The organism is Thiohalophilus sp. (assembly GCF_034521165.1).
Lineage (GTDB): Bacteria > Pseudomonadota > Gammaproteobacteria > UBA6429 > Thiohalophilaceae > Thiohalophilus.
Genome location: NZ_JAXHMV010000001.1, coordinates 324,074 through 336,987, shown reverse-complemented (window position 1 = coordinate 336,987; position 12,914 = coordinate 324,074). Strand labels below are relative to the sequence as shown.

The 12,914-nt window shown below is 59.0% G+C and carries 10 protein-coding genes and 1 pseudogene; 1 reads left to right on the top strand and 10 read right to left on the bottom strand.

The window, feature by feature from the left end:
- Positions 1–43: 43 nt before the first annotated feature.
- On the bottom strand, positions 44–664 hold the full coding sequence (gene rlmE / locus U5K34_RS01630; RefSeq protein ID WP_322565361.1) for a 23S rRNA (uridine(2552)-2'-O)-methyltransferase RlmE: 621 nt from the start codon (positions 662–664) through the stop codon (positions 44–46).
- 92 nt (positions 665–756) lie between these two features.
- Between rlmE and yhbY the strand changes: the two genes are divergently transcribed.
- Positions 757–1,050, top strand: coding sequence for a ribosome assembly RNA-binding protein YhbY (gene yhbY / locus U5K34_RS01625; protein ID WP_322565360.1), 294 nt, complete (start codon positions 757–759; stop codon positions 1,048–1,050).
- On the opposite strand, the gene U5K34_RS01620 is transcribed toward yhbY, so the two are convergent.
- The 9 genes and pseudogenes from U5K34_RS01620 to hrcA all read right to left on the bottom strand — a co-directional run bounded on the left by U5K34_RS01620 (position 1,035) and on the right by hrcA (position 12,826).
- Positions 1,035–1,493: a DUF4149 domain-containing protein gene (locus tag U5K34_RS01620; protein WP_322565359.1), complete on the bottom strand. Its 459-nt coding sequence runs from the start codon at positions 1,491–1,493 to the stop codon at positions 1,035–1,037. The genes yhbY and U5K34_RS01620 overlap by 16 nt on opposite strands.
- A gap of 212 nt (positions 1,494–1,705) precedes the next feature.
- Complete coding sequence (gene greA / locus U5K34_RS01615) at positions 1,706–2,188, bottom strand: transcription elongation factor GreA (RefSeq protein ID WP_322565358.1); 483 nt, start codon at positions 2,186–2,188, stop codon at positions 1,706–1,708.
- Positions 2,185–5,406 (bottom strand): carbamoyl-phosphate synthase large subunit, encoded by a 3,222-nt coding sequence (carB, locus tag U5K34_RS01610; protein ID WP_322565357.1) that lies wholly within the window; start codon positions 5,404–5,406, stop codon positions 2,185–2,187. Before carB ends, greA begins: the two co-directional genes overlap by 4 nt.
- Before the next feature lie 147 nt (positions 5,407–5,553).
- Positions 5,554–6,699: a glutamine-hydrolyzing carbamoyl-phosphate synthase small subunit gene (gene carA, locus U5K34_RS01605; RefSeq protein ID WP_322565356.1), complete on the bottom strand. Its 1,146-nt coding sequence runs from the start codon at positions 6,697–6,699 to the stop codon at positions 5,554–5,556.
- A 275-nt stretch (positions 6,700–6,974) separates the two neighbouring features.
- Positions 6,975–7,786 (bottom strand): annotated as a pseudogene (gene dapB, locus U5K34_RS01600) (4-hydroxy-tetrahydrodipicolinate reductase).
- 15 nt (positions 7,787–7,801) lie between these two features.
- Positions 7,802–8,944 carry a molecular chaperone DnaJ gene (gene dnaJ / locus U5K34_RS01595; RefSeq protein WP_322566783.1) on the bottom strand — a complete coding sequence of 381 codons (1,143 nt, stop codon included), beginning with the start codon at positions 8,942–8,944 and terminating at the stop codon, positions 7,802–7,804.
- 146 nt (positions 8,945–9,090) lie between these two features.
- Positions 9,091–11,025, bottom strand: a complete 1,935-nt coding sequence (gene dnaK / locus U5K34_RS01590; RefSeq protein WP_322566782.1) for a molecular chaperone DnaK — start codon at positions 11,023–11,025, stop codon at positions 9,091–9,093.
- Positions 11,026–11,104: 79 nt separating this feature from the next.
- Positions 11,105–11,713, bottom strand: coding sequence for a nucleotide exchange factor GrpE (gene grpE / locus U5K34_RS01585; RefSeq protein WP_322566781.1), 609 nt, complete (start codon positions 11,711–11,713; stop codon positions 11,105–11,107).
- A 75-nt stretch (positions 11,714–11,788) separates the two neighbouring features.
- Positions 11,789–12,826 carry a heat-inducible transcriptional repressor HrcA gene (gene hrcA, locus U5K34_RS01580; RefSeq protein ID WP_322566780.1) on the bottom strand — a complete coding sequence of 346 codons (1,038 nt, stop codon included), beginning with the start codon at positions 12,824–12,826 and terminating at the stop codon, positions 11,789–11,791.
- Between the last annotated feature and the right edge of the window lie 88 nt (positions 12,827–12,914).

Genomic DNA, 12,914 nt, shown 5'->3' with positions numbered 1-12,914 from the left:
TGGCCTGCCATCACAGGCGTTTGCTGTCATGCAAAATACACTACTACACATTATAGCCCCTCGCCAGCAGATAAATCTCGGGAGAACGGGGCCGTGAAGCCTTCGGTTTTCGGACAACCAATTTCGCGAAATGTTGCCGGATTTCGCGTTTAAATTCATCCAGACCCTCGCCGGTAAACGCCTTGATCAACATATCCCCGCCCGGCTTGAGGACTTTTTGCGCCAGCTCCAGACTCAGCTCGGCCAGATACATAGCGCGCGGCTGATCTACCGCCTTCATACCACTCATATTGGGGGCCATATCGGACATTACAAGGTCTACCGGCCGCCCCTCGAGCACCGCCAGCAAGCGCTCGTAGACCGGCTCTTCGCGAAAATCCCCCTCGATGAATTCGACGCCGGCAATCGCGTCCATGGGCAGCAGATCCAGCGCAATCACCCGCCCCTTGTCGCCGACTTTACGCGCGGCATATTCCGACCAGCCCCCGGGGGCCGCACCCAGATCCACTACGGTCATACCGGGTTTGAGCAGGCGGTCCCGCTCGTCAATTTCGATCAGCTTGTAGATGGCGCGACTGCGCCAGCCCTCCTGCTGAGCTTTTTTGACATAGGGATCGTCAAAATGCTCGGTGAGCCATTTTTTGCTGGTTCTGGAACGGGCCATGGGAATTCCAGTCGTCAGTTAGCAGTTGGCAGTCGTCAGTGGGGGTATGAATTGGTACAATTTACGGCCTTCACCATCCGGATTCCGCTTTCATGTCCCTGACCAGCAACCAGAAAAAATTCCTGCGCCAGCGCGCCCATCACCTCAAACCCGTGGTCATTGTCGGCCAGCATGGGCTGGGCGAGAACATCCTCGCCGAGGTCGACATCGCGCTGGCCCATCACGAGCTGATCAAGGTGCGGGTCAACGCGGCGGATCGCGAAGAGCGCCAGCAACTGATTGAACAGATCAGCGAGCACAGCCAGGCCGAACAGGTGCAGCTGATCGGCCATGTCGCGGTCTTTTACCGTCCGGCCGACGAGCCCAAAATTCAGCTGCCGCGCTGAGTATCCGGCTCCAGCCCGAAGATCACCAACACCAGGCCCGCCAGGCTGTTAAACAGAAACAGACTCGAAGAGAGGCCATGCAACATGCCAAAGCGCTGTTGCGCGGCGCTGCCCTCGTCCAGTCCCAGAGCCTTGAGCTCGGCCATCATCGGCTGCAGCACAAACTCACCCATCACGATCACCAGCAGCATAGCCAGCAAAACCCAGCGGCGCCACTGGCGCCAGCCGTTGAGCCAGTTTTTTTGAAAATGGGTCAGTAACAACAAACCGACGCAGACCAGCCCCACATAACTCATCGCACTGAACATCCTGCCCGCCAGCATCCCGGCCAGCGCTCGTTCCTCCAGCACCGAGAACAGCATTGGCGCCACCAGATACCCGGTAATCCACATCCCCCCGACCCACAGGGTCAGGGCAATGCGTTCAGGAATCGCGTAATTCATGGACATCATCCTGTAGAGAGTTCACTGGAAAATAACGCGGAGGGCGCAGAGGCGCAAAGACGCAGAGAAAACAAAATCATTTTAAACATTTTGATGTTGGGCACTGAAGTAATACTGAACCGCGATTCAAAATTTAAAATTCAACATTAAAAATTATCTTTCTCCGCGCCTCTGCGCCTCCGCGTCCTCTGCGTTCATTCCCAGAAGCACATCTACACGTATTTAACAGACACGATTTCGTAGTCGCGGTTGCCACCCGGCGCCTGGACGGTGACTTCGTCGCCTTCCTGTTTGCCGATCAGGGCGCGGGCGATCGGGGAGGTGATGGAGATCAGGTTCTGTTTGATGTCCGCTTCCTGTTCGCCGACGATCTGGTAGGTCACTTCCTTGTCGCCATCGATGTCGTACAGTTCCACCGTGGCACCGAATACGACCTTGCCGCCGGCGTTTTTGCCCACCGCCTGGACGTCGATGATTTCGGAGTTGGACAGGGCCGCCTCAATCTCCTTGATCCGGCCCTCGATGAAACTCTGTTGCTCGCGCGCGGCATGGTACTCGGCATTCTCCTTGAGATCGCCATGTTCGCGCGCGACCGCAATCGCTTCGATCACTTTCGGACGTTGCACGCTTTTCAGATCCTTGAGCTCGGCGCGCAGTTTATCGGCGCCGGCAGCGGTCATCGGTTGACGACTCATGCATTCATCTCCTGATGCAGATCCTGCAAACAATGTACCTTGATGTTGTTCAGATAGCGCAACGCCTCGCAGGTCGCTCGCGCGCCGGCCACGGTCGTGGTATAGCCCACCTTGTGATTCAACGCCTGGCGGCGGATTTCGTAGGAATCGGCAATCGCCTGCTGGCCTTCGGTGGTATTCACGATAAAGTTGATTTCGTCGTTTTTGATCATGTCGACGATATGGGGACGGCCCTCATTGACCTTGTTGACCCGTTGATTGGGCACACCGGCTTCGTTTAACGCGTCCGAGGTGCCACTGGTAGCCACCAGGTTGAACCCATGTTCGACCAGCTCCCGGGCCACCTCGACCGCCGCGCTCTTGTCGACATCGCGGACGCTGACAAAGGCGGTACCGGCGGCCGGCAGGGCCACGCCGGCGCCCAGCTGGGCGCGCCCGAAGGCTTCACCAAAACTGCGTCCCACTCCCATCACTTCGCCGGTGGACTTCATCTCGGGACCCAGCAGGGGATCCACGCCCGGGAATTTGACAAACGGGAACACCGCCTCCTTGACCGAATAATAGGGCGGAATACGCTCGCTCGTCATGCCCTGCTCCGCCAGGGTCTTGCCGACCATGCAGCGCGCGGCGATCTTGGCCAGCGGCAATCCCACGGTCTTGGAGACAAACGGCACCGTGCGCGAGGCGCGCGGATTGACCTCGATGACAAAGATCTTGTCACCCTGCACGGCAAGCTGGGCGTTCATCAGACCAATGACCTTCAGCTCGATGGCCATGGCCTTGACCTGTTCGCGAATCCGATCCTGAACTTCCGCGCTCAGACTGTAAGGCGGCAGGGAACAGGCCGAATCGCCGGAGTGCACACCGGCCTGCTCGATATGCTGCATGATGCCGCCGATCACCACACTCTTGCCATCGCACACCGCGTCCACATCCACTTCGATGGCATCGTTCAGGAAGCGGTCCAGCAATACCGGCGCGTCGGGGTAGACCTCGACTGCCGTGCGCATATAGCGGTCCAGATCCTCGGGCTGGTAGACGATCTCCATGGCCCGGCCACCGAGCACATAGGAGGGCCGCACCACCAGCGGGTAACCGATCTCCTCGGCCAGTTTCATGGCCTCGGCCTCGCTGCGCGCCGTGCGATTGGGCGGCTGTTGCAGATTGAGTTTGTCGATCATTGCCTGGAAGCGCTCCCGGTCCTCGGCCAGATCGATGGAGTCGGGTGAGGTACCGATAATCGGCGCGCCAGCCTCTTCCAGGTCCCGGGCCAGCTTGAGCGGGGTCTGGCCGCCGTATTGCACGATGACCCCGATCGGCTTCTCGATTTCGATCAGCCCCAGCACGTCTTCGAGTGTCAGCGGCTCAAAATAGAGCCGGTCCGAGGTATCGTAGTCGGTGGAGACCGTCTCGGGGTTGCAGTTGACCATAATGGTCTCGTAACCGTCCTCGCGCATGGCCAGTGCGGCGTGCACACAACAATAGTCGAACTCGATCCCCTGCCCGATGCGGTTGGGCCCGCCGCCAAGCACCATAATCTTCTTACGATCGGAGGCCTCGGCCTCGCACTCTTCTTCATAGGTGGAGTACATGTAGGCGGTATTGGTCGCGAATTCAGCGGCACAGGTGTCGACCCGTTTGTAGACCGGGCGAACATCCAGCTCGTAGCGATGCTGGCGCAGCACTTTTTCGCTGACCCCGACCAGTTTGGCCAGGCGGGTGTCGGCAAAGCCCTTGCGTTTGAGCTCGCGCATGCGTTCGGCGGTCAGCACCTTCATGCCCCCCTCGCGAACCTGCGCTTCGAGCTGAATGAGCTCTTCGATCTGGACCAGAAACCACGGATCGATCGCCGTCATCTCGTGCACGTCTTCCACGCTGAAACCGGCCCGGAAGGCATCGCCCACATACCAGATACGCTCGGGTCCGGTATTCTTTAACTGGGTACGGATCTTCTCCAGCGCATCGTCATCGTTGAGATCCACCATTTCATTGAAACCGTCGGCGCCGGTCTCCAGACCGCGCAGAGCCTTTTGCAGCGACTCCTGCTGGGTACGGCCGATGGCCATCACCTCGCCCACCGATTTCATCTGGGTGGTGAGTCGCGCTTCGGCCTGGGGGAATTTCTCAAAGGTGAACCGCGGTATCTTGGTTACCACGTAGTCGATGCTCGGCTCGAAGGAGGCCGGCGTGGCGCCGCCGGTAATCTCGTTTTGCAGCTCGTCCAGGGTATAGCCGACCGCCAGCTTGGCGGCCACCTTGGCAATCGGAAAGCCGGTGGCCTTGGAGGCCAGCGCCGAGGAGCGGGAGACCCGGGGATTCATCTCGATGATGATCATCCGACCATCGTCGGGGTTGATGGCAAACTGCACATTGGAGCCGCCGGTATCCACCCCGATCTCGCGCAGCACCGCCAGCGAGGCGTCGCGCATGATCTGGTATTCCTTGTCGGTCAGGGTCTGGGCCGGTGCCACGGTGATCGAGTCACCGGTATGCACCCCCATCGGGTCGAGGTTCTCGATGGAACAGATGATGATGCAGTTGTCCTTGTGATCCCGCACCACCTCCATTTCGTATTCCTTCCAGCCCAGTGCCGACTCCTCGATCAACAGTTCGTTGGTCGGCGACAGCTCCAGGCCACGCTCGCAGATCTCGACGAACTCTTCCTTGTTGTAGGCGATGCCGCCACCACTGCCGCCCATGGTAAACGAGGGACGGATGATGGTCGGAAAACCGATCGTCTTCTGCACCTCGTTGGCCTCGTCCATGCTGTAGGCCACTTCCGAATGGGGGAACTCGAGCCCGATCTTGCTCATCGCCTTGCGGAAACGATCCCGGTCCTCGGCCTTGTCGATGGCATCCATGGAGGCCCCGATGAGTTCCACGCCGTACTCCTCCAGCACCCCTTCGCGATCCAGATCCAGGGCACAGTTCAGCGCGGTCTGGCCACCCATGGTGGGTAACAGGGCATCGGGACGTTCGCTGGCGATAATGTTGCGCACGGTGGTCCATTCCACCGGTTCGATGTAGGTGCGGTCGGCCATCTCCGGATCGGTCATGATCGTGGCGGGATTGGAGTTGACCAGGATGACACGGTAACCCTCTTCCTTCAGCGCCTTGCACGCCTGCGCGCCGGAGTAGTCAAACTCGCAGGCCTGACCGATAACAATCGGCCCGGCGCCGACGATGAGAATGCTTTTGATGTCGGTACGTTTTGGCATAAGTCTTTTTAACCACCAAGGCGCCAAGACGCCAAGTTTAATGAGTTTTCCAGAATCATTGCATCACGCGGGATATCGCATAACACATGCATTTGCTTGCAACAAAAACCAACAAGTCACTTCTTGGTGTCTTCGTGTCTTGGTGGTTCACGCTTTTTGCTTTTTCAGCATATCAATGAACTTGTCGAACAACGGCGAAAGATCGTGCGGCCCCGGGCTGGCTTCGGGGTGCCCCTGAAAACTGAACGCCGGACGGTCGGTGCAGGCCACACCCTGTAGCGTGCCGTCGAACAGCGACCGGTGGGTCGCCTGAACGTTATCGGGCAGGGAGTCCTCGTCGATGGCAAAACCGTGGTTCTGGCTGGTAATCATCACCTGCTTGCTCTGCAGATCCTGGACCGGATGGTTGGCACCGTGGTGACCGAACTTCATTTTGACGCTTTTGGCGCCATTGGCCAGCCCCAGCAGCTGATGGCCGAGACAGATACCGAATAGCGGAACGCCTTTTTCGAGGATATGTTGTATCGCCTCGATAGCATAGTCACAGGGCTCAGGATCGCCCGGTCCGTTGGAGAGAAAGACCCCGTCCGGGTCCATGGCCAGCACCTCCTCGGCCGGGGTCGTCGCCGGCACCACGGTTACCCGGCAGCCACGATTGACCAGCAGGCGCAGGATGTTGCGTTTGACGCCATAGTCATAGGCCACCACCCGGTAGGGCAGCGCCTCTTCCACCATGGCGGGGACATTGGGATAGCCTTCCCCGGGGTTCCACACCCCTTCCAGCCAGTCATAGGCCGTGCCGGTGCTGACCACTTTGGCCAGATCCATGCCCTTGAGGCCGGGGAATTCACGCGCGGCCGCCAGCGCCTGTTGCTCGTCGATGCTGCTGCCGGCCATGATGCAGCCGTTCTGGGCCCCCTTTTCGCGCAGGATACGGGTCAGCTTGCGGGTGTCGATATTGGCAATCCCGACCACGTTGTTGCGCTGCAGATAGTTGTCCAGGGTCTCCTGGCTGCGCCAGTTACTGGCGGTGAGCGGCAGATCGCGAATGATCAGGCCATCGGCGAATACGGCGCGGGATTCTTCGTCTTCATGATTGGTGCCAACATTACCAATGTGCGGATAGGTCAGCGTAACGAGCTGTTTGGCGTAGGAAGGGTCGGTCAGAATCTCCTGATAACCGGTCATCGCGGTGTTGAACACCACCTCGCCCACGGTCTGACCGTCTATGCCGATAGACTCACCGTGAAAAATGGTACCGTCTTCCAACGCCAGCAGTGCCGGTTTTTTCAAGAGTCCTCCCTTGCGCGTGGCGCCTGCAAAAAGCGGGAGATACCAAACTGGAGTCTCCCGCTATGCAAAAATTCGCTTCAATTGTTCAGTCCGAGTTTAATTCAGACCTTCTTTATTCTAACCAAGTGGTCTTACGACCACAAGGAACGAGTGACGAGTCACGAGTCACGAGGGCAACCATAAAGCCGGCTAACCACCTGATTTTATTCCTAATATAAACAAACAATCATACCCGCAGAAAATAGAGTCGACTCACAAGTTCTCCTCGTCACTCGTCACTGTATGTGACGAAGGCCGAGGACGTCCTGCATGTCAAATAGCCCCTGATCATGCTGCATGATCCAGTTGGCGGCGCGTACGGCGCCGTTGGCGAAGGTCATGCGGCTGGAAGCCTTGTGGGTAATCTCGACCCGCTCGCCCGCACCGGCAAACATAACGGTATGCTCGCCGACGATATCGCCGGCCCGGATCGTCTCAAAACCGATGGTCTGGCGATCCCGCTCGCCGGTATCGCCTTCGCGGCCGAACACGGCGCATTCCATCAGATCCCGACCCAGGGCATCAGCCACCACCTCGCCCATGCGCAGGGCCGTGCCGGAAGGCGCATCCACTTTATGCCGGTGATGGGCCTCGATGATCTCGACATCCACGCTGTCACCCAGTACCCGGGCGGCAATATCCAGTAATTTAAACGAGAGATTGACCCCGACACTCATGTTGGGGCGAAGACGATCCCTATGTGTTTGGCAACATGGGCAATCTGTTTTTTCTGCTCATCAGTAAAACCGGTGGTGCCGATGACCATGCGCTTGCCGGCGGCGCGGCAGATCTCCAGATGCAGCATGGTGGCTTCGGGACGGGTAAAATCAATCAGCACGTCAAACTGATCCGCCACCCGGGTCAGACTGTCATCCACCTTGATCCCAATCTTGCCGAGACCGGCCAGCTCCCCGGCATCCACGCCGACCATGCTGCTGCCCGGCCGATCCACCACTGCGCGGATCTCGGCCTGTGTATCCTGGTGTGTCGCTTCGAGCAGCACCCGTCCCATGCGCCCGGAGGCACCCACAATTGCAACCCTGGTCATGAGAAAACCCCTTTTTCAGAACCTCATATCTTCGAAGAATTTTTTCACCCCATCCAGCCAGGAGGCGGCACGCGGGCTGTGTTTGATGCCGTCTTCCTGCATGGCCTCATCGAGCTGCTGCAGCAGCTCTTTTTGCCGGTTGGTCAGGTTGACCGGGGTCTCCACCGCGATCTTGCACAGCAGGTCGCCCACCGCCCCGCCGCGGACCGACTTGACGCCCTTGCCGCGCATGCGGAACTGCTTGCCCGACTGGCTTTCCGGCGGCACCTTGAGTTTGACCCGCCCGTTCAGGGTGGGCACTTCCAGCTCGCCGCCCAGCGCCGCGACACCGATGCTGACCGGCACCTCGCAATGCAGATCGCTGCCGTCGCGCTGGAAGATGGGATGTTCCTTGACGTGAATGTGCACATAGAGATCACCGGGCGGCCCGCCGTTCTCGCCCGCCTCACCTTCACCGGCCAGACGAATACGATCGCCGTTGTCCACCCCGGCCGGCACCTTGACCGACAGGGTCCGGGTTTGCTCGACCCGACCGTGACCGTGGCAGGCGGTACAGGGATCGGTGATGATCTTGCCCGTACCCTGACAATGCGGGCAGGCCTGTTGGAGCGAGAAGAAACCCTGTTGCATACGCACCTGACCGTGACCACCACAGGTGGTACAGGTGCTCGGGGAACTGCCTTTTTTCGCCCCGCTGCCGTCACACTCTTCGCAGGCGACATGCGTCGGAATGCGTACGCTGACGTCGCTGCCCTTGACCGCCTCTTCCAGGGTCAATTCCAGGTTGTAGCGCAGATCGGCGCCGCGATAGACCCGCTGGCCGCCGCGTCCGCCGCCCCCGCCGAAAATATCGCCAAACACGTCGCCGAAGATGTCGCTGAAGCTGGCGCCACCGAAGCCACCACCAAATCCGGCACCGCCACCGGCCGACCCCTCAACACCGGCGTGGCCGAATTGATCATAAGCCGCCCGTTTTTGCGGATCGCTCAATACATCATAAGCCTCGCGGGCTTCCTTGAACTTCTCCAGCGACTCTTCATCATCCGGATTGCGATCCGGATGGTATTTCATCGCCATGCGCTTGAAGGCTTTTTTGATCTCGTCATCACTGGCGTTTTTGGAAACACCCAGTGCTTCGTAGTAATCCTGTTTGGCCATAATCGTTATTACTTTGTAGTGAGTGTATTCGGTGTTTTCAGTGGTTTCGCTTTTACCGTACTACAACGCCGAAACTTACACAGCAATTGGCTGGATACAGTTACCTGCATCCAGCCAGAGGTAGTGACAGCCGAAAAAGTAACGACTTATTTCTTGTTGTCGTCCACTTCCTCGAACTCGGCATCGACGACGTCTTCGTCGGCCTGGCCACCTGCTTCCGAGGCGGCTTCCGCACCGGCCTGGGCACCGGCCCCGGCGGCACCCTGTTCGGCGTAGAGCCGTTCAGCCATCTTGGCGGATGCCTCGGTCAGGGTCTTGGTCTTGGCCTCGATATCATCCTTATCGTTGCCGTTCATGGCTTCTTCCAGATCCTTGATGGCCGCCTCGATCTTCTCCTTCTCGTCGGCTTCCAGCTTGTCACCCAGATCATCCATGGACTTGCGGGTGGCATGGATCAGGTTATCGGCCTGGTTGCGGGCATCGACTGTTTCGTGGAACTTCTGATCCTCGGCCGCATGGGCTTCGGCATCCTTGACCATCTGTTCGACTTCTTCCTCGGACAGACCGCTGGAGGCCTTGATCACGATCTTGTTCTCCTTGCCGGTCGCCTTGTCCTTGGCCGACACATTCAGGATACCGTTGGCGTCGATGTCCAGCGTGACTTCAATCTGTGGCACGCCGCGCGGGGCCGGCGGAATGTCCTGCAGGTCAAACCGGCCCAGCGACTTGTTGGCGTCGGCGCGTTCGCGCTCGCCCTGCAGCACGTGGACGGTCACCGCATTCTGGTTATCGTCCGCGGTCGAGAACACCTGGGTCGCCTTGGTCGGGATGGTGGTGTTCTTTTCGATCAGCTTGGTCATGACACCGCCGAGGGTTTCGATACCCAGCGACAGCGGGGTCACGTCGAGCAGCAGCACGTCCTTGACGTCGCCACCCAGAACACCGGCCTGAATAGCGGCACCCAGGGCCACGGCTTCGTCCGGATTCACGTCCTTGCGCGGATCCTTGCCGAAGAACTCCTTGACCGCTTCCTGCACCTTGGGCATCCGGGTCTGACCACCGACCAGAATGACATCATCCACATCGGAGGCGGACAGGCCGGCATCCTTGAGTGCGGTCTTGCACGGCTCCAGGGAACGGGAGATCAATTCCTCGACCAGCGATTCGAGCTTGGCGCGCGTGATCTTGACGTTCATGTGCTTCGGACCACTGGCATCGGCCGTGATATACGGCAGGTTGACATCGGTCTGCTGCGAGGAAGACAGCTCGATCTTGGCCTTCTCGGCGCCTTCCTTGAGGCGCTGCATGGCCAGCGGGTCGCCCTTGAGGTCGATGCCCTGGTCCTTCTTGAACTGTTCAGCCAGATAGTCGATCAGGCGCTTGTCGAAGTCCTCACCGCCGAGGAAAGTGTCACCGTTGGTGGACAGCACCTCGATCTGGTGTTCGCCATCGATATCGGCGATCTCGATAATGGAAATATCGAAGGTACCGCCGCCCAGATCGTAGACCGCCAGCTTCTGGTCGCCGCGCTTCTTGTCCATCCCGTAGGCCAGGGCAGCCGCGGTCGGCTCGTTAATGATGCGCTTGACATCCAGCCCGGCGATCTTGCCGGCATCCTTGGTGGCCTGACGCTGGGAGTCGTTGAAATAGGCCGGCACGGTAATGACCGCTTCGGTCACTTCTTCACCGAGGTAGTCCTCGGCCGATTTTTTCATCTTCTGCAGGACCTTGGCGGAGACTTCCGGCGGAGCCATTTTCTTGCCATTGACTTCCACCCAGGCGTCGCCGTTGTCGGCCTTGATGATGTTGTAGGGCACCATGTTGATGTCCTTCTGGACTTCATCATCCTGGAATTTACGGCCGATCAGACGCTTGATGGCAAACAGCGTATTTTCCGGATTAGTGACGGCCTGCCGCTTGGCGGACTGGCCCACCAGGATTTCATTGTCCTTGGTATACGCCACGATGGAGGGGGTAGTGCGATCCCCCTCCGCATTTTCGATCACCTTGGCCTTGCCGCTTTCCATGATGGCGACACAGGAGTTGGTAGTACCAAGGTCGATTCCGATTATTTTACCCATTGTTCGGTTCTCCACATTTTGCGAGTTTCGGGTCTTAAATTCTGTTGTTGCTTTCTAAATGGGGGCATCCACGCCGACTTCAAGCCTGCTGGTCGACCTTTGAGCCCCTGTCGTCCGCCTTCGGGGCCCGGGAGACAATCACCATGGCCGGGCGGATCAAACGATCGTTGAGCAAATAGCCCTTTTGCATCACATTGATTACCGTATTGGGGGCCTTGTCCGGGGTTTCAACCGTCGACATGGCCTGGTGGCGCTCCGGATCAAAGGGCTCGTCCTGCGGGTCGATGGACTGGATATTGAACTTGTCCATGGCCCCCTCGAGCATGCGCAGGGTCAGCTCGGTCCCTTCCTTGATTTTCTCGACGCTGGCCTCTTCCTGCTCGGCGGCGGCCACGCCCATCTCCAGGCTGTCGCGCACGGCCAGCAGCTCCTGGGCGAAGCGTTCCACAGCATATTTGTGGGCATTTTCCAGCTCTCGCTCGGTGCGCCGACGCAGGTTGTCCATCTCCGCATTGACCCGCAGCAGCTTGTCCCAGTTCTCCTGGGCGCGGTTTTCGGCCTCGGTCAGTTTGGCCTGCAATTCCTCGATGCTGTCGGCCTCCAGGGGGGCGCGGGACTCGCTCTCGTGGCGGGCCTCCTCGCCGGGGTTGTCCTGGGGCTGTTGATCGGTCACATCTGTGTCACTCATGCTCTACTCCGAAGCGTTGCGATTACCTGATAAGGGTTTGAATCTGTTTGGAATTATGGGGGAATATGGGGACGATTATTCCGAGGTCAAGAGTGACCCCAGCAATTTGGCGGTCACATCCACCACCGGTATCACCCGGTCGTAGGCCATGCGGGTCGGGCCGATGACCCCCAGCACGCCCACCACCTCGTCCTGCACCCGGTAGGGCGACGTCACTACCGAACATTCGCCAAAAGCGTCGTAGCCCGATTCCTCGCCGATGAAAATCTGCATGCCCTCGGCGTGGATGGACTTGTCCAGAATGTGCAGAATATCCTGCTTGGTCCGCAGCGCCTCGAACAGCTGGCGCAGGCGTTCCATATCGGCCATCTCGGCGTAACTCATCAGATTGGTCTCGCCGTGCACCACGTAATCGGCGGTCTGGCTGGTCTGGACCACCTCGTCGGCCAGTTGCACCGCCAGTTGCATGATCTGCTTCATGTCGTCGCGGATTTCCTCCATGTGCTGGAGCACCCGTGCGCGTATCGAATCCAGCTCGCGACCGGCGAATTCGCTGTTGAGATAATTGGCCGCCTGTTGCAGCTCCGACTGGGTATAGGGTCGATCGGTGTGAATAATCCGGTTTTGCACCTGCTGATCATTGATCACCAGAATCACCAGCACCCGGTCCCCGGAGAGAGGCAGGAATTCAATATGCTTTAACTGTACCGAGCCGGCGCGCGGCAGCATCACCAGCCCCGCCATGCGGGTCATACTGGAGAGCAGATTGGAGGCGCGATCGATCAACTCTTCGGGATCATCGAGGCGATGCAGTTCATCGCGAAAGCGTTCCACCACATTGCCGCGCAAGGGGCGCACAGTGAGCAGATTATCGACAAACAGCCGGTATCCGCGTACTGTGGGAATCCGACCCGCGGAAGTGTGCGGCGCCTTGACCAGCCCCAGATCTTCCAGATCGGCCATGACATTGCGCACGGTCGCCGGGCTGAGGTTCATGCCCGACTCACGCGACAGAATCCGGGAGCCGACCGGCTGGCCGTCCTGGATATAACGTTCTATCAGCGTTTTTAACAGCGACTGGGCGCGATCATTTATAATCGGATCGTTGCTCACGGCACATCCCGGTCTGGTCAAATGGAGGTATGATTAGCACTCGTCAGAATAGAGTGCCAATCGCGAATTTGCAACTGCTCGCGACCGC